Origin of the sequence: Nostoc flagelliforme FACHB-838 (assembly GCF_014698065.1) — a bacterium.
GTDB classification, from domain to species: domain Bacteria; phylum Cyanobacteriota; class Cyanobacteriia; order Cyanobacteriales; family Nostocaceae; genus Nostoc; species Nostoc flagelliforme_B.
On sequence record NZ_JACJSI010000124.1, the window covers coordinates 1 to 18,708 of the forward strand.

At 42.3% G+C, this 18,708-nt stretch carries 13 protein-coding genes and 1 pseudogene; 4 read left to right on the forward strand and 10 right to left on the reverse strand.

Annotated features, from left to right (window positions below; genetic code table 11):
* Window positions 1-113: 113 nt before the first annotated feature.
* A complete protein-coding gene (locus H6G97_RS31840) occupies window positions 114-1,274 on the reverse strand; it encodes a glycosyltransferase family 4 protein (RefSeq protein ID WP_190944475.1) in 1,161 nt (386 codons plus the stop codon).
* A gap of 64 nt (window positions 1,275-1,338) precedes the next feature.
* Window positions 1,339-2,505: a glycosyltransferase family 4 protein gene (locus tag H6G97_RS31845; RefSeq protein ID WP_190944476.1), complete on the reverse strand. Its 1,167-nt coding sequence runs from the start codon at window positions 2,503-2,505 to the stop codon at window positions 1,339-1,341.
* Window positions 2,506-3,402: 897 nt separating this feature from the next.
* Between H6G97_RS31845 and H6G97_RS31850 the strand changes: the two genes are divergently transcribed.
* A complete protein-coding gene (locus H6G97_RS31850) occupies window positions 3,403-5,784 on the forward strand; it encodes an NHL repeat-containing protein (protein ID WP_190944477.1) in 2,382 nt (793 codons plus the stop codon).
* 168 nt (window positions 5,785-5,952) lie between these two features.
* Here the strand turns inward: H6G97_RS31850 and H6G97_RS51460 are convergent, their stop codons facing one another.
* Window positions 5,953-6,195: a potassium-transporting ATPase subunit F gene (locus H6G97_RS51460; RefSeq protein ID WP_190944485.1), complete on the reverse strand. Its 243-nt coding sequence runs from the start codon at window positions 6,193-6,195 to the stop codon at window positions 5,953-5,955.
* Window positions 6,196-6,575: 380 nt separating this feature from the next.
* Between H6G97_RS51460 and hisC the strand changes: the two genes are divergently transcribed.
* A complete protein-coding gene (gene hisC, locus H6G97_RS31860; protein WP_190944478.1) occupies window positions 6,576-7,637 on the forward strand; it encodes a histidinol-phosphate transaminase in 1,062 nt (353 codons plus the stop codon).
* Between the two features lie 238 nt (window positions 7,638-7,875).
* Window positions 7,876-8,781, forward strand: a complete 906-nt coding sequence (locus H6G97_RS31865) for an amino acid ABC transporter substrate-binding protein (RefSeq protein ID WP_190944479.1) — start codon at window positions 7,876-7,878, stop codon at window positions 8,779-8,781.
* Window positions 8,782-9,213: 432 nt separating this feature from the next.
* Here the strand turns inward: H6G97_RS31865 and H6G97_RS31870 are convergent, their stop codons facing one another.
* The 5 genes from H6G97_RS31870 to H6G97_RS31890 all read right to left on the reverse strand — a co-directional run bounded on the left by H6G97_RS31870 (window position 9,214) and on the right by H6G97_RS31890 (window position 17,307).
* Entirely contained in the window at window positions 9,214-12,129 is a 2,916-nt protein-coding gene (locus H6G97_RS31870) for an NHLP bacteriocin export ABC transporter permease/ATPase subunit (protein ID WP_190944480.1), read from the reverse strand.
* A gap of 2 nt (window positions 12,130-12,131) precedes the next feature.
* A complete protein-coding gene (locus H6G97_RS31875) occupies window positions 12,132-14,423 on the reverse strand; it encodes an NHLP family bacteriocin export ABC transporter peptidase/permease/ATPase subunit (RefSeq protein ID WP_190944481.1) in 2,292 nt (763 codons plus the stop codon).
* Window positions 14,410-15,855, reverse strand: coding sequence for an NHLP bacteriocin system secretion protein (locus H6G97_RS31880; RefSeq protein WP_190944482.1), 1,446 nt, complete (start codon window positions 15,853-15,855; stop codon window positions 14,410-14,412). Before H6G97_RS31880 ends, H6G97_RS31875 begins: the two co-directional genes overlap by 14 nt.
* Before the next feature lie 457 nt (window positions 15,856-16,312).
* The gene (locus H6G97_RS31885) at window positions 16,313-16,555 is read right to left on the reverse strand and encodes a hypothetical protein (protein WP_190944483.1); all 243 of its coding nucleotides are present in this window, start codon (window positions 16,553-16,555) and stop codon (window positions 16,313-16,315) included.
* 431 nt (window positions 16,556-16,986) lie between these two features.
* Window positions 16,987-17,307 (reverse strand): DUF6753 family protein, encoded by a 321-nt coding sequence (locus H6G97_RS31890; RefSeq protein WP_190944484.1) that lies wholly within the window; start codon window positions 17,305-17,307, stop codon window positions 16,987-16,989.
* Window positions 17,308-17,433: 126 nt separating this feature from the next.
* Between H6G97_RS31890 and H6G97_RS56145 the strand changes: the two genes are divergently transcribed.
* Window positions 17,434-17,535 carry a hypothetical protein gene (locus H6G97_RS56145; protein ID WP_422394240.1) on the forward strand — a complete coding sequence of 34 codons (102 nt, stop codon included), beginning with the start codon at window positions 17,434-17,436 and terminating at the stop codon, window positions 17,533-17,535.
* Here the strand turns inward: H6G97_RS56145 and H6G97_RS31900 are convergent.
* Together H6G97_RS31900 and H6G97_RS31905 are read right to left on the reverse strand one after the other, a co-directional pair.
* Window positions 17,532-17,738, reverse strand: a pseudogene (locus H6G97_RS31900) (ISKra4 family transposase); the annotation flags it as partial. The gene H6G97_RS56145 and the pseudogene H6G97_RS31900 overlap by 4 nt on opposite strands.
* Window positions 17,739-17,790: 52 nt before the next feature.
* On the reverse strand, window positions 17,791-18,708 hold a 918-nt coding region (locus H6G97_RS31905; protein ID WP_422394239.1), incomplete at its 5' end, for an MGH1-like glycoside hydrolase domain-containing protein.

The following is an 18,708-nucleotide window of genomic DNA, read 5'->3' on the forward strand; positions in this document are numbered from 1 at the left end:
TGATTCGACTACAGGTGAGATCAGTGAGAATTCTTTGAGTTGCATTCAACATCAGTGCATTCAGGGAATAACCCTCACCTTACCTGATTTTGGGCTTAACCGAACCGTATTGACTATACTCTGTGGGACAATAGTTGGGCAATTTGCTGATTGATAATTGCAACATCAAAACGCTCACTAGCAGTAGTCCGGGCATTATTGGCTATAGTTGCAGTTATTTCTGTCTCCTGAAGACAGGTGATAATTACTTGTGCAAGTTCCTGGGGTTTTCCTGGTGTTACTAAAAAACCATTATGTCCATGTTCTACTAATTCCATTACACCCCCAGCTTTGGCTGCAACCACAGGTTTTCCACATAGCATTGCCTCAACAATCACTCTACCAAAGGGTTCTGGAGAAGTAGAGGTATGTGCCACTAAATCACAAGCTGCCATTAACTGAGGAATATCAGAACGAAATCCTAAAAATTTGACGCGGTTTTCTAGCCCCAGTTGAGCAACTTGCTGGTGCAACTTTTGGACGTAATCTTGTTCGCCAAACAGTGCATCACCCACTAAAATTGCTGTAACCTCTGGCGGACATTTGGCAAGGGCATCAATTAAAATATGCTGCCCTTTCCAAGGTGCAAGACGGCTAAAGTGTCCGACTACAAATTTTCCTTCTACTCCTAAGTTTTGCTGTAATTTATGAATCTCAGATTCATCAGTTTGATAAGTTTTTGGATCAAAGCCGTTATAAACAACTTCGACGATGTTTGGTCGTCCTCCTGCTTGCACAAAGGCTGTTTTACTAGCTTGAGAATTAGCAATTACTAATGATGAAAAACGATTAGCTAAGTTAACAGCGATGCGAAGATTAGTTTGGCTAAAATGTTCTTGAGAAAGAATATCATGTAAATGATAAACTAGAGGACGACGACTGAAAAGACTTGCTAATGCTCCTACAACTAATGCTTTTTGGGTGTTAGCGTAGATTAAATCGTATTCACGCGATATTTTAACTACTTTAGTAATCAAAGGTGCAAGTTGTCCGAGACTCTTTAATCCTTGTAGCAAACTGCTTTCTTTGCGAACTTGGATTGCTTGAGTTGCAAGAACCTCTACCGGAATATTATTTTGCTGTAGTAAATCTTTAAATGATCCATCTGCAAATAAACCTACTAAAGCGCGATGCCTACGGCCGGCAAAGCCAACGCCATACGGTTTAGCAATATCTATTAAACATAATTCGGCACCGCCTGGTTTACCACTTTGGTCTAAAAAAAGAATTCTCATTAAACCTCTATTTTATCTAATTTTGCCTACGTAGCACCCCTAACCATCTACTACAATCACTTGTTTAAGCTAATAAAATATTTCGTACTTGTTGCGCAATTTGATTCCAATCGTAGTGTGTAGTTGCGTATTGGCGACAGTCTTGTCGTGAAGGTATGGGGATATTTCCTAAAAGCACCTGCTCTAATTTTTCAGCAATAGCTGAGGCTTCTATTGAAGTAGTAATTAAATCAGGTGAAAATTCTGATAAAATTTCTGGCATTCCCCCAACTGGAGTACATAAAACAGGAGTTCCACAGGCTAGAGATTCAACTATTGCTAATCCAAATCCTTCAAAAGATTGACTAGGCATGACAGTCAATTCAGCAGCTTGGTAAGCTATAGGTAATTGTTCATCAGGTAGAAAACCTAAAAATTTAACATTGTCCTCTAAACCTAATTCTTTAGCTTGTTGTTGTAGTGCAGCTTGGATGTGACCACGACCTGCGATCGCTAGCCAAACATCTGGTATTCTGGGCTTAATTATAGCTAGAGCTTGCAATAATTTGCCAACCCCTGTTCGATGTACTAAGCGGCGTGATGTAAATATAATCCGGCGGTTATTAGGCCAACCTAGCTTTGCACAAGCCTCTTGGGGTGATAAATTTGGTTGAAACCAGTTAATATCAACTCCGCCAGGGATAATATTAATTTTGCTCCACGGTACTTGATATTTATCATATAGAATATTACCAAAAGCTTTGCTCAAAACAATGAAGCGATCGCAGCAATTATAAGTATTTTTTTCTATTAACCAGTGTTTGATTAAAAGACTAAAGTTTTTATTAACTACCTCTTGCTGACTCTCAGAAGCCCAAGGGCCATGAAAGTTAAAAGTAACTGGTACGCCCTTCGGTAAAATATCTAAAATCGGAAAGCTATATAATGCAAAGTGCAAATTGATAGCATCTGGTTTGCTTGTTCTTGTTTTCTGAAAATTAGTGCGAATCGACCATAACCTTTGCCAAATAGCGCTATCAGGAGAAGCCAAGTTAGTTAGCTTTATCGGTGAATTTAGTTCAGCCTCTGGTAAACCAACTCCGCATAATTCAATTTGGTCTTTATTTGCTGCTAATTTATGAGTTAGCTCATAAATATACCTTTCTAATCCTCCAGGGCTTTTGGGAAACCAGCCTAATCCCAAAGTGAGAATAGATGCAGATGCAAAACTTTTTTCTTTATTATTTTTCATCGATATGTTTCCTATAAATCCAATTCGTAATTCGCAATCGGTTACGCCCCGCTACGCTAACGCAATTAAACTCAGCCACCCGCAAGGAGTGGGGTTTTTTACCTTGAGATACAAGGATTTTTCTCTACGAGACGCTACCGCGAACGCGCCACTTGCGGACGAGGTTTTGAACCTTTACTTTTTTGATCAAAGTCCCCCTTTTTAAGGGGAATTTAGGGGGATCTAAAACTTCTGATACCGACAAGAGGATTTTTCAACATCCTCTAAAGGCAATTTATAAATTGATACTACAGCATTATATATCCCATTAATTACTATAATTTTCAAATAAACATTACTAATAATAATTTTGATGGGACACTAATTTATAAACTATTTATATGCCAACGTCAATAATGAATTTAAACTTGTATTTTTCTTAACTAAATAACATAAGTAAAAATATATAAGTAGAACATCTGGAAAAAAACAAACTATGTTAATAAAGGTTAAGTGAACTAAAACCTTCTTCCCTCCCGCCTTATGCCGGAACCTGATGATAAATATTCACACCGACCTACCTACTTATGATACCTGCAATTCAACAAGCTCAACAGTAGGTAGGGAAAGGAAAAAATTACTGATAAACAATCAAAACTGTATTAATATTTACAATATATATCTAAATTTAAGTAAATATTAATACAGTTAAAAATGTTATTTTATATATTGACTAAAACAAATAAATAATTATGTGGCTTTTATAAAGTTTATGTAAATAGTAAGTTTTTCATCCCGATGATTTTTCTTGGTATCTCATTAGATAACCTGTTTATAGATTACTTTGAAAATAGTTATATTTTGTGCTGATTTCATAAATTTTAATTGTATATAAATAATTAAAAGCTGAAAAAATATATGATAAATAGATTACTGACGCAGTTAGAAGAACTCCGTCAAAAGCTCAATCAGCACATCAAAAAGCTATCTAAATCTAGATATTTACAAAAAAGTAAAACTTTTAACTTTTTACTTAGTCTGACTGTTGCAGTTATTGTTACTGCTTTTGGAATTACAACAGACTGGGCGACAACAGAAGCACCCACACTTACAGACAAAGTATTGTGGACAGGTAATAGGATTGACAGTGGAAATCTGCTGGTACAAAACAATGCTGAAACACCCACGCTTACAGACAAAGGATTGTGGACAAGTAATAGGATTGACAGTGGAAATTTGCTGGTACAAAAAAGTACTGAAATAGCCGCACTTACTTACAAAACATCATGGATAGGTAATACTGTTGGCAGTGGAAATCTGCGAGTACAAAACAATATTGAGGCAATGTATGTTGCACCTGATGGCACAGTTTATACCAACAGCTATTGGGATGAGGCGGGAAAAGAGGCAGGAATATATAAAGATGGTAAGGTTATTGGTTCCCTTGAGGATACTCACGGCTGGAGTCGTGGTGGTGGCAAAGCTGTAACAGCCAATAGTAAATATGCTTATATTGCCATGACTCAGGGAGCGGGCGGTAATAAAAAAGAAGATTACCCACCAGAAGGAACAACTTGGTATTGCGTTAGACGCTATGACTTGTTAGGGAAACCTGCGCCATTTCCAAATGGGCGTGGCAGGGATAAAAGTATGTTGATTACCAGTACTAAAAGTGAAGTCACTGGATTAGCAACTGTAGAAAATGAGTTGTATGTGAGTGATTTTGCTGCTAACCGCATTCGTGTCTATGATACTGATACGATGAAAGAACTCCGCAGCTTTACCGTTCCTAATCCGGGAACAATAACTATTGATCCACAAAAAACTCTGTGGATTATTCAAAGCAAAAATGGTGGTAAGCCTGCGAAAATTTTACATTATTCCCAAAATGGCAAGCAATTGCCCCAACAGATTGCAGATGTTGTTGAACCAACTGCGATCGCTATTAATCATCAAGGTAAGCTGTTAGTGGCAGAAAATGGCCCACGTCAGCAAATGTTGATTTACGATATTAAAAGCCAGCCAGTACAGGTGGGGAGTTTTGGCTCTAAAGGTGGAATCTATGCAGGAGTTCCTGGTGAAGTTCGAGATTTGAAACTTTATGGACTTACCGGAGTCGGTACAGATGCTTCAGGCAATATCTATATAAATAGTAATGGTTTCAACAAATCAGGAACAGATTTGCGGAAATTTTCGCCATCGGGAAAACTAATATGGCGATCGCTGGGATTGATATTCGTCGATAATGCAGATGCAGATCCTAAAACTGATGGTGTAGATTTATTCACCAAACAAGAACATTATTTGATGGACTACAGTAAGCCTGCTGGTAAGCAATGGACTTACAAAGCTTACACCTTAAATGCTTTCAAATATCCTCAAGATCCACGTCTGCATACATCACCAGATGGAACCTTTTTTCGCCGCATCCAAGGGAAACCGTTTTTATTCCTCACAGATATGTATAGCAGCTTTCTGCAAATATATCGTTTTAATCCAGCTACAGATGGTAAAATTGCCATCCCAGCCGGAATGTTTGTTGGTACTAATGGCGATAAAAAATCAATAACCGGAACTTGGCCACCGCATCAACCAAAACAAGGGGAATGGATTTGGCGCGACGGTAACGGTAACGGTACTTTTGAAAAGAACGAATATGATATCAGCAAAGATTATCCTTATATTGGCGGTTGGTGGGTAGACAGCAAAGGAGATGTTTGGAAAGCTTTGCGAACACAAGATGGCACTGGTATCCGGCACTATCCTTTACAGGGAATAGATTCTAAAGGCAACCCCATCTACAGCTATAGTTCGATGGAAAAGCAAACTACTCCCAGCATATTTAACGACTTACGGCGGCTCGAATATTTCCCCCAAACAGATACTATGTATTTGTCAGGCTTCACAGTAGATCACCCCGCCTTCGGCGACGATACAAAAGTTGCTGGATCTGAGATTGCTCGTTTTGACAATTGGAGTCAAGGAAATCGTACTCCTCGCTGGCGGATTGTAATTCCTTACGACACCACTGGCAAACGCGAAGTAGCTACGGCTGCAATAAGTGTGGCGGGAGACAATGTATTTGCCGTGACATTTAAAACCGCAGAGGTATATGTCTACAATGCCGCGACAGGAGCGCAAGTACACAAGTTAAAACCAGGCCCAGAAGTTGGAGGCGAAAGTGGCTGGATTGATATACCTTATGGTATCCGCGCTTTTCGGCGTTCAAATGGTGAGTACTTGGTATTTGTGGAAGAAAATTGGAAAGGAAAGGTGATTATGTATCGGCTGGCGGGGTGAGTGACAATACTTCTCGCTTTGTGCATTTTTAACTCGGAATCGGGTTTGGGGTAAAGGGTAAAGGTTTTTTCTTTCCCCTTTCTCCATTTCGATGCGATCGCCATTCAGAAGGCGGAAGGGAACCCACGTTCAAAAATACACAATTTTTTGCTTCGTATGCAAAACTCATTAAAATTTCTCCGGTACAAACATTACAAAAAATAAATAGATAGAAAGCCCTAGTGTCACCAGTCCTAACAGCCCCAATCCCCAAGATTGACTGCGGGAAAGTTGTTCACCAGTAGCTGCATAGACCATAGGTGCAACCACTAGGTTGAAACACATCGCCAAGAACAAATACAGTGGCAGCTTTTGTCTACGCCATTGACAGCAGATTTCAGTTATTTCTTTTAATACTTGGAATATAGCGATGCCTGCGGCGAGCTTCTCTACGAGACGCTCCGCGAACGCTAACGCGCGTCGGATATGAACTAGTTTCATAGAAAATTAAGACAAAGGTAGGATATACAGTAATTACTACTCAAATTTTTAGTGCTTACATAACCGTCAAATATATTGTGTTTGATGATTTATTTTCATGCTGTACTAGAGTTTAGTCTAAACTCTAGTACAGCATGATATTGTCATAAATTATGGGTTGAACTGGGGACTGGGACAATTTTGATGGGGATTAAAACCCCAAACAAATTGGAAAAAAGACTCTTTCCCAGTCCCGGAAACCCCTTAGAATTTGCTTAAGATACGCCATCTGCGTAGGCGTAGCCCGTTTTAGACATCCCACCCAATGCCCTATGACCAAATACTTTCGCTCCAATGTTGATGCAATGGCTAGCTATGTTCCCGGTGAACAGCCCCAACGCGGTACACAGATAATTAAACTTAACAGCAATGAAAACCCCTATCCTCCTTCCCCTAAAGCATTAGCTGTGCTGCGAAATATCGATGGTGAGTGGTTGCGGCGGTATCCAGAACCTTTCGGTGGGGAGTTCCGGCAAGCTGCAAGTAAAGTTTTAAGAGTTCCTAGTGATTGGATAATTGTGGGAAATGGTAGTGACGAATTGTTGAGCGTGATCATTCGAGCCTGTGTAGAACCTGGGAAAAAAGTAGTTTACCCGATTCCAACTTACGTGCTGTATCGCACGTTGACAGAAATGCAAGCTGCGAAGATTACTGAGATAGCCTACAATCAGGACTACAGCTTACCCTTGGAAGAACTAGTTATTGCTAATGGGGCGGTGACATTCATTGCGTCGCCCAATAGTCCATCAGGGCACGTAGTGACAACAGATGACTTGCGAAAATTAGCTAGCCAGTTATCTGGAGTATTGGTGATTGATGAAGCATATATAGATTTTACCGAAGAAAATGCATTGGCTTTGGTAAAAGAATACGAAAATGTGATCGTTATTCGGACACTTTCTAAGGGGTATTCGTTGGCAGGATTACGATTGGGCTTTGGTGTGGCGAATCCCAAACTTTTGCAGGGATTGTTTAAGGTTAAAGATAGCTATAACATTGATGCGATCGCTTGTGCAATTGGCACAGCTGCCATCACCGACCAAGCTTATAAAAATGCTTGTGTAGCAAAGATTAAGGCATCACGGGCTAAGTTAGCAACAGAATTAAAACAATTAGGTTTTCATATTTGGAATTCTCAAACTAACTTTTTGCTGGCACGGCCAAAAGAAGGAAATGCAGAATATCTCTATCAAAAATTGAAGGAACGGGGAATTTTAATCCGTTACTTTAAGCAGCCTGGACTAGATGACAAATTAAGAATTACCATTGGCACTGATGAACAGAATCAGACTTTAGTAGAGGCATTAATTTATTTGTTAGAGACTCAACAGTAGCGCGTCGAGGTCAAAAAGCGTCATTTACCGCAGGTGTATAGTGACTAATTAAATAGGCAAATGGTAAGGATAATTCGTCTGCAACAGCATCTTCCAAATCAACTAAAACAGCAAAAAATTGATGAAAGATGCCTAATGTAAAGAATAGTTACTATATAATTTTACTATCTACTCGATAGTGTAAATTCCTGAGTTTGACAGATTTGATTTTTGAAAAAATGACCTACTCTTAAAGCTTATGTATAAAAAAATTGCTATTCCGATTTTAAGCCTCATGTTTGCAACACTCATACCTAATATGGTATCTGCTGAAACTGTAATGAAAAAAGTAGCTAGAACAGGGGTATTAACAGCCGGGACTAGTAGAGATGCGCTACCTTTTGCCTATGTGGATAGTCAAGGAAAGTTAAATGGCTATTCTGTAGATATGCTGACTCTGATTAAAAAGCAGTTAGAAAAAGACCTAGGAAAAAAAATTAAACTACAATTAGTTGGCCTTAGCCCCTCTGAGCGGATTAATAAAATAGTTAATCAACAAGTTGATATTGTATGTGATGCTAGTAGTTTTACATGGAAGCGAGATAAAAAAGTAGATTTCTCTGTAAGTTATGGTGTGACTGGAACCCAATTATTAGTTAAGAAAGGAAGTAATTTAGGTTCTCCTGAATCCCTTATTGGTAAGGAAATTGGTGTGCTGGCGGGAACCACAAATGAGCAGGCGATCGCTCATGTACAACCGCAAGCTAAACTGGTGTATTTTAAGACTAGGGCAGAGGGATACACAGCTTTGCAACAAGGTACTATTGATGCTTTCTCATCCGATAGCATTCTTTTAGAAGGATGGTTGCAACAGCAAAAAAATCCAGATGATTTTGCGATCGTACCCGATCGCCCCTATTCACGAGAAGGTATCGCTTGCATGGTGCCAGAAAATAACTCGAAATTCTTGGATACAGTCAACTATTCTCTGGTCAAGTTCATGCAAGGATTCGTCAATGGGAATCCGCGATATGTCACTATTTTTGACCGCTGGTTTGGCCCTCAAAGCACTGTAGTGCTCAATCGGGATTTACGTGATTTGGTAGTGGAAACTATGCAATTGCTCATAGAATTTCGTGAGGAAGTTCCTAAAAATGACCTGTGAAATAATCGGTTTTCCTCACAAAACTATTTAGCTAACTTGTACATTCGCAAACAGTAGCTGGACTGAATCCCCGACTGATTGATTCTGACTAAAATGGCACTGAGAAAAGCCGAAAGGCTTGTGTTGCCTCGTTCCCAGTCTAAAGACTGGGAATGTATTCTAAATAGGCTGCTGCCTCTTGTCAAGAAAGAGGTGAGGAGTTAAAAGCTTTGAGTAAGCTAATTGGTGCGCAGATCGAATGTTGATGCTGTCATGCTTCTAAAATGTAGCATTTAGGCCAATTTTCAAAAATCCAGCATTTGCGATGCCTGCGGTGGGCTACGCTACGCACCTGCGAAATCTGGATTTAAAAAAATAATTTATAAACCCTAGGACGGAGAGAGAAAAGAAGATATTTTATAAGTCACCCCTTCAGGCGCTAATCTCAAGTAACTACGCCATTTGCCGAGCCATTAACTGGGCAAATAGCCCATCAACAGCAGTTAGTTCTTGAAAATTTCCCTGTTGTACAACCCGGCCTGCTTGCAGTACATAAATACGGTGAGCGTTGCGGATGGTGCTAAGTCGGTGAGCAATAACTATCCTAGTAACTTGTAACTTATCCAAGCTTTCACTGACAATCGCCTGGGTTTTGTTATCAAGCGCACTGGTAGCTTCATCGAATAATAAAATGCGGGGTTTTAATGCTAGAGCGCGAGCAATCAATAACCGTTGTCGTTGTCCTCCAGAGAGATTGCCACCTCCTTCACTAATTACGGTGTGCATTTGCATTGGCATGGCTGCAACATCGTCAGCAAACCCAGACATCCGCGCTGCCTCCCAAGCTTCATCGAGTGTAATCTGAGCGCCGCTAGCAATATTATCGAAAATAGAAGCTGACATAATCCGGCCATTTTGCAGAACGACACCTAACTGTCGGCGCACTGCCTCAACATCCAACCCAGATAAATCTTGACCATCATAATAGACAGTGCCATCTTCAGGAGTCTCAAACCCCAATAGCAATCTAAATATAGTAGATTTACCGCTCCCAGAAGCGCCTACAAGTGCAATAAACTCTCCAGGCTCGGCATACAGACTGACATCATCTAAGATCAGAGGGCCATCTTGTCGGTAGCGGAATGTGACATGATCTACAGCGATTTTGCCCATGAGCTTACCAGGATCGGCTTTATTAAGATCAACTTCTGGTATAGTTTCTAAAATTGGTTGAGCGCGTTTCCACTGAGGGACAACTTGCAAAGCGCCAGTAACTGTATTGCTTACGTCTGTAGCACCTTTAATAAAAGTACCAAACGCACTGTTAAAAGCTAAGAAAGTCCCAATTGTTAGCCCGATCGCACCTGTCGTCTGAGCCTCCTGAAGCTGTTGGATGGTAAACCAGAACAGGATGCCAGAAGTTACCGTAGGCATGACTGTATTGAAAAGTGCCACACCGTCTTCAACGTTCTGGGTGCTGAGTTCCAGTTTTATTTGTCGGCTATAGTTTTTACTCCAAGAAGCGAAACCGCGTTCCTGGGCCCCAGCCACACGCAGTTTGGAAATGCCGTTGATTAGTTGTACTGTCTGCCCAAAGATATTTCCCTTGATTTCTAGCAGTGGGCGAACTTTGCGGACGAGGAGCATACCAGAGAGAGTCGTCACAGCTACAACAACTACTGCTACAGCTACAGCGACTAAAGCTAATTTCCAGCTGTAGTAAAACAAGAGCAACAAGTTTAATAATGAGAACAGACCGGTGATTAGAGTAATCAGGGTTGTGCCACTTAGTAGGCGACGGATTGTACTAATTGATGTTACACGGGACTGAAGATCCCCTGTGCTGTACTGGCGAAAAAACGATACTGGCAAGTTTAGCAGCCGATCCCACACAGCAGCTTGGGTGGAGGCATCGGAAATTGTTTCCACGCGCAAGAGGGCAAATCCTTGAGACAGGCGAAATACTGCCGTCCCAAAAGCTGCAACCAGCAACCCCAAACCAACTTGTAGTAATAATCCGCGATCGCTATCTGGAATGGCGTTGTCAATTAAAATGGCTGTGGCGTGCGGTGTGAGCATACCCAGCAGTGTCGCGGCAATACCAGTTAAAAAAACGATTAGTATATCTCTGCCACGATTCTTAAGCGCGAACCGAAATAAATCGCTAGCGTTGAGAACTTTATCGGGCAAAGACCGATAAAACATATAAGCAACGGGTGCTAGTGTAGAAGCAATTTCAGCATCTACGGGAAGACGAGTACCATCGCTTGGATCAAAGATTTCGTAGCGAGTGACAGAAACGGGCAGAAGTGCCACTGGTCGGTTATCCTCTTGGGTGTAGGCAACCAAAGGGCCACAGTCCTTTTGCCACCAGTTATCCCGCAACAAAATCTGTCGCATCCTTAACCGCGAAGCTCTAACAATTGCTTCCAATGGCTCCTTCACCCGCTTGAGGTTCTCTGACTTAGCTGGGGGGCGAATTTTCACACCTAAACACCTACCCACAGCACCAGCAACAACTAACAATGGCGCACCTTCCAGGAAAAAGGTTGCTTCTTGAGTTCCTAAAGAAGATGCTAGTTCGCCTAGAGCTTCTGCTGTCACCTGGCGATTGAGACGTTCCCGATCAGTAAGCCGTTGTAGTTCTTCTTGGGTTTCCTGCTGTTCTAGGAAGTTGATATATTCCAGCAGTTGAGTATGAAACTGGGAAAGTCCCTCAAGCAAGATATCTGCGTTGCGGATGGTGCTTGTGGTTTGAGTGGCAAGCTGAACCTCCCCGTAAGCTTGTAACCATATACCATCGCTGAGGGGGAAAATTCCCGATGTCGGATCTAGAGTTAGTTCCTCAAGCCCCATCCATCGGACATTTCCTTGCTGAATTTGTACCCAGGCGATCGCATCTGGTTCCGGCTGGAGAGTTTGACCATCAATTAGAGAAAATCGCGCTTCTCCCACTGCCCGGACTTGAATTGCTGGGGTAGCGATATGGGAAAGTGTAGTGTTGATTTGCTCGACCCAACCCTCCACCAAAGAAACTATTCTGGTATCCCCATCAGCAACTAATTCCTCAAAGTATTCTCGATCTACCTTCAGCAATTCTGTTTCTCCCATCGGCACTACTAAAAGTTGATGATGCTGATGAATACAGTCAAAAGCAGTTCCGAAAAGAGCCTCTTCGGGATTGCTAGTGAACAAATAACGGCGAGTTCCTTCCGTGATGCCATTTTTAATTGTGACAGCAAACAACGCTACAGAGCCGGACTGCACAACCCAAATTGTCTGCGGGTCGTCTAGCAGTATTGGTTCATTTCCTTTAAGGCTGTACAGTTGCCCCTGCAAATCTTTGATCCTAACTTGGTTAATGACCATAATTAAGCTCCTTCTTCACTGCTGATTAACCGTGAGTACACCCCCTCTACTTGCCACAATTCCTCGTGAGTACCTCGTTGTACCACCTTTCCCCGTTCAAGGACGATGATTTCATCACAATCGCGGATCGTGCTTAATCGGTGTGCAACAATTAGGCAGGTACATCCACGTCGCCGCAGATTCTGGTCAATAATTTTTTCCGTCTCGGAATCTAAGGCGCTAGTAGCTTCATCCATAATCAGGATTGAAGGATTGTTAACTAAAGCGCGGGCTATTTCTAATCGCTGTCGTTGACCTCCACTTAAATTAGCCGCTCCTTCAATTAGCTCTGCATCAAATCCGCCAGACATGGAGAAAATCACATCATCAATAGCAGCATCCTTACTAGCCCGCACTAGATTTTTATCTGGTACTGTAGTATCCCATAAAGTCAAATTTTCCCTGACAGTTCCGCCAAACATTAAAATATCCTGCTCCACCAAAGCGACAGAGTTAGTTAATATCGATTGGGGAATCTGCTTTCTAAGTTGACCATCAAAGCAAATTTCTCCCTCCCAAGGTTCGTAGAGTCCGCTTACTAGTTTGGCAATAGTAGACTTGCCAGACCCGCTCCCGCCTACAAGAGCTACCCTTTGTCCAGGCTTAACCGAAAGGCTAAAGTTTTCAATCAAAGGCGGATCTAAACGGCTATAGCCAAATGTGACATTCTCTAGTTCGACGTACCCCTGTAATCTAGGCAGAGGAGATGAGGAAGATAAAGAGATTTTTTCTTCCCCTGCTTCCCCTGCCTCCCCTGCCTCCCCTGCCTCCCCTGCTCCCCTACTCCCCTGCTCCCCTGCTCCATCAATCGGGTTATCCAACACATCATCTAGGCGAATCAAATTGCCCTCCATTTCCTGGAGAGTACTACCGAAGTTCACAAGATTATTAACAGGTAGCAAAAAGCTCTGCATCAGTCCTTGAAATGCTATAAGCATTCCGATGCTGAGGTGTCCATCCATCACTCGTAAACCACCTACAACTAATAAAGCCATTGATGAGAGCGAAGACAAAAGTGTAGGTAATATTGAGAAAGTTTGGTTTGTCACCCCTAGTTCTTGCTGAGAATTGATCGCCTTGGTGTAGTATCCTGACCACCGCGAAAAGAAATCTGATTCTAACCCTGATGCTTTGAGAGTTTCTATACTTTGGAGAGCCGCTATGGATGCGCCAGCCGCTTTACCATACTCTTGGATTAATCGCTGATTAGCATCGACGCGCTGACGGGAGATCCATTGCAAGGTTAAGACATTCACAGTAGCAAAACTAGCTACGACCAAAGTCAGTACCCAGTCATACTGGAGCATGACTAAAGCGTAAAAAATTACCATCACCGCATCAATGACTGTGGTCGCCAATCGCCCCGAAAGCACATCAGCAACTTGGTCGTTAAGACTGGTACGGTTACTAATTTCACCTGCAAACCGTTGGGCGTAGAAGCTAACAGGTAAGCGCAGGATGTGCCACAGAAAACGGCTGGACATTCCCACAGACAGCTTGACTTTCAAGCGACGTAGATAACGTAACCGCAGTAGTGTTAATATTCCCTGGAGGACTGCTGCGATCGCCATCGCCAATAACAACGGACGCAACCAGTGCTGCCGCCCTTGCACCAGGATTTCATCTACAAACACTTGACTAAATACTGGTACTGCCAGCCCGACGAGTGTTAACAAAAATCCTGTCAGCAGACAGTAAATTAAGACACCAGTAGCACCCTTTAGCCGTGACCATAGCGATAAAATCAGGCTAGGTTTACGACCCCCTTTTTCAAACTCCGCCCCTGGTTCCATAACCAGCACGACTCCGGTATACCCCTCGTCAAATTCCTGTCGGGACACCTTTCGCGGCCCAGTGCCTGGGTCATTAAGATAAACGCAACTAGAACTAAATCCCTCTACTACTAAGAAGTGGTTGAAGTTCCAAAACACAATATAGGGAGGGCTAAGGTCTGGAAGTTGATCCAGTTCCTTCTTAAAGCCTTTTGCAAGGAGTCCATAGTTTCTGGCAGCTTTGAGGACGTTAGAAGCTTTGCTGCCATCGCGGGATACTCCACACTCTCCACGGAGTTCTGATAAAGGTACAATCCGACCATAGTAACCCAAAATAATTCCCAAAGCTGCGGCACCACATTCCACTGCCTCCATTTGCAAAAGCGTGGGTGTCTTTACCCGCTTACCTGGATTTTTCAGCAGGTTTTGCAGGTACTGCAAAGGATTAATCGGTGCCACTAATGATGGATTAGTAGATACCACTGACAGACCTCAGAATAGGTAAAACAAACGTAATCGGCGATCGCTCTTCCACTTTGACTCGCACAGATGTAGTCGTTCCGGAAGAGATTTTCAGCTGCGGCCCATCAGAAGAAGACCACTTGTAGCCGCTAAAGGTAGTAGAATCTGGCTGCAAGTCAGCAAATACTTGAATAAGTGCCTCTTGCTTTTCCCCCACCAAACCTGCAACCACTTCAGGATTACCCACTACACTAGCGGCTGCTTCTCTGGTAATGGGAAATGGTGAGACAGTGGTAATCTTACCGACAATACCGCCAAAGCGTTCCCGCTTCACGGTTTGGGGTGTAATTTGTAACGTCATACCTGGTTGAATTTTTTTTCCTTCTCCAACCGGAAAATAGGTGATGCCAACCATTTTGCTAGATGGATTTTCTGCATCTATGCTCCCTAAACGGGTTCCGGCATCAACCACCTGCCCTGTTGTCACAGTGATTTCAATAATACGCCCTGAGTGTTGAGAGATAATCTGGCTGTTATTGCCTAATTGCTGTTCTAGTTTGGCAATCTCTCGCTTTACTTCTTGAATCTCATTTTTGCGGGTAGTTACAGTTTGCAGGTCTTCTTGAGCTAAAGTCGCTACTTTACTGTTCTGTTCTTGCAACTGAGCTTGGATGTTTTTGATTTCGTTCAGATTTGAGAGATATTGCTGTTGTGCATCTGCTTCCTTAAGGTCTAGTTGCTTCAACTGAGATTGTGCTTCATCGATGCTTGCACGCGCATTGTCGTATTGTTGCCGCGCTTCCAAGACTACATCATCAGGAATTGCGCCTTCTTTTAAAAGCTTCTGGCGATTTTCTAATCTCTTTTTATGAGTAGGAAGCAGCCCTTGGAGTGTTTGTAAGCGTCGTTGTAGATTTAGGCGATCGCGCCCGATTGACACTAGCCCTTTCTCCCTCAACACGGGTGTCAAATCCTGCACAATCTTGAGTCTTTGCTCAAGAGTTAAGCGTTGCTCTTGGATTGCTTTTGCATCAAGCTGCTGACGCTGCCCTTGTAACAAACTAGCGTTGCGATCCTGATCCTCCAGTTGGACTAGTTTAGTTCGCGCTAGTTGTAATTGCTTACGCAGGTCAACTTGGTCAACTGTTGCTAGTACATCTCCCTTCTTGACCACATCTCCAACATTGACATTTAGAGCAAGTAACTGCCCTGCACCTTTGGATTGCAACGGCAAAACGTTGCGTGGATAAATTAGTACCCCTTGACCTTCTACAGTGATGGGAATCCGTCCATAGATACTCCAGACCACGGCGATCGCTACCAAGGAACCCAAAGCTGTTAAAGGCAGCCAGCTTTTAGGACTGACCACCTGCATTAATTGGTCTAGTCTTTCAGGTGAAGATAAACGCTCTAATGACTCTTTTCGGAATAAATTTTGCTTTTGTTCGACCATTTAGGATTCCTCGACAATCACTTCTGCTTGAACTGGAGATTGAAAAAATTTGGTGGAGGATTTAGACCTGCCACCAAATGCTATGGTTAGTGTTGAAGTGAAATGGCTTGCATTAAAAAACTGACGGCAACAAGAGGGTTGTTTATCAAGTGCCGCCAGGGCAAGTGAAGCCCACGACTTTTGTCAGTCAAGAGGTAGACCTTTTAAGCAGCGCTATCACTTATCACTTACCCTTTTTTAAACATATCGGTCGAATGGCACTAAGACAAGATAAACCTAGTCAAGGCAGGGTGTTGTGGGTAGGGTTGCAGCTTCGTGTGTTTAAGAAAATTGAATTTTAGTGCATCAAATAGAACAACATCTTCTTCCTTCCCTACACCCCACACCCTATACCCAAAAGCCAGTAATATCAGGGGTTTACGCTTATCTTAGTGCTATCCCATATCGGTCACAATGTCTACGTCATAATGTCTACGGTTTTTCCGATAACATTACCGGCACGGTAGCTCAAGTTTGACTCCCCACTATTTGTGTCAGTAAGCGCGTCTGAAAATCCTTGCCCGAAATCCTCAATGACTTCTCCAACAGGATTTCCTCCTCCGGCAACTGCTTCTAGTTCTTCAGCACTTAACTCATCTGAAGCTTGAGCTTCAGCTTGCTGCTCGGAAAGTGGTAAGTTCTTTTCTTCAATATTTTCCATTTTTATTTCTCCTTGTGTTCAACAAATTCCAGGTTTAATGAGTTTTTTAGGAGAGTTATTTTCTGTTTATCATTAGTACCTGTTCTATTTAAAAGTGTAAGTAGTAAAATCTCTGAAAACAATCTACTTTTTTTTGAAAAAACTAGCATTTTTTTAGATGTGTTTTTTAAAAATAGTGGATATAATTTTAGATATTCTTGTAGAAAATTTTGTTTAAAATAAAACCTATTTAAAAGCACGTTTAGCAAATTAATTCGTAGCAGACCGAATCACTGGTCTAAAATTAGGTGCTAATGACTATATGGCGAGACCTTTCTCATCCAAAGAACTAAACCTTGTTCATTTTGAAACCTGGAGTTTTGAAGGAGAGTGTATTATTCGGTTGTGGCTTGAGTTCTGAGCTTTACTCTAATTCTAAAAAACTATGGTTTTCAAGGTAGACGCGGTTTAGATACAAACTGGCGTTGATTACTAGGTGATGTCCATAACGTGCAGAACCCGGATGAGGCTTTTCTGCTACTTGCTCCAATTTTCAGTATTACCCCCAAACGCTTGACATCCTTAGCACAAGTAAGTTGACCGTTTTGGTCACGACTCAGCAAATCTTGGTTCCATTGCATTAGGTTGTGAGCAAACTTACCTTCATTACTGGTTGCCCATTGCCCATTCCAAAGCATTGGCTTGGGCTTGTGTGAGTTGGCGTGGCTAAATCGGATTCGCATCCAGCGATCGATCGCTCGTATTGTTCTCAAGCATACTCGTCAAGGAGCGGCGGCTGTGGTAAAACCGAATGCTACTCAAACGGTGACGATCTCTACAATTGATCCAGAGCAAGCATTCTGCAAGCAGATCCATTGACAAATAGAGAACTGCAAGTCTTGGAGTTAATTGTTCAAGGCTATAGCAATAACGAGATTGCCCAGAAACTCTATCGGGAGTATGTCAGCTTTGTTAGAACGAAGGAACTAAACAGGCTCTAAAGCTGGGCGTTAAGATAAGCACAGCGATGCTTGAGGACTTGAGAGACATTCAATTCATACCATTGTGCGCCAGAGATTTTTAATCGCCGATCTATCTGTTTGATAGTAGACTCGACGGCACCAGAACCAATAGAACAAATACCTTCGGTTTGATAATAATCATAATTGACAATTCGATGCCGATGAGTTTCCAAATACTGGCAATGCGACAGATGTTCATATCCAGAGCATTACTTGAATCGCAGAAGGTCGAAATTAATCTGACAACACCTGTTCTGCACACTGCTGGATTAATTTGGCGATTAAACCCGTCCAACCAGTTTGATGGCTAGCACCAATACCAGCGCCATTATCTCCATGAAAGTATTCATTGAACAGAATCAGGTCGCGCCAATTTGCGTCAGTTTGGAATTTATCTGTTCCACCATAAAAAGGTCGTTTACCAGAAGCATCTGCAAGAAAAATTTGGATCAGCCTTTGAGCTAATTCAATTGATACTTCCTTGAGCGTCATCATTTGGCCTGAACCGGTGGGACACTCAACTTTGAAATCGTCGCCGAAGTAGCGATAGAATTTTTGTAGTGATTCTAGCAGTAGATAATTAATCGGAAACCAAATTGGCCCGCGCCAGTTGGAGTTACCGCCAAACATTCCTGTGCTAGACTCAGCAGGTTCGTAATCTACCCGATACTCCCGACCATCTACGGTCAAAGCATAAGGATGAGACGCATGAACTTTAGAAACAGAGCGAATACCATAAGGGCTGAAAAATTCTGTTGCATCTAACATTTTTTCTAAGATGCGACGGAGTTTATCTGGATAAGCGATCGCTAGCAGTCGGCGCTCACCAATTCCTTGTTTCTGCATACAAGCAATATTTTGGGTCAGGTCAGGGCGATTTTTCAGAAACCATTGGGTCCGCTCTCTAAAACCTGGCAACTGTTCTAAGGTCTCTGGTTCCAAAATGCTCACGGCACATAATGGAATTAGCCCCACCAGCGATCGCACTTTCATTGGGAATTGATGACTATCAGGTAAATGTAGAGCATCGTAGTAAAAACCATCAGTTTCATCCCATAGCGCGATTTCAGCTTCACCAACGCCGTTCATGGCATCAGCAATGTATAAAAAATGCTCAAAAAACTTGCTGGCAATGTCTTCGTAGGTAGAATT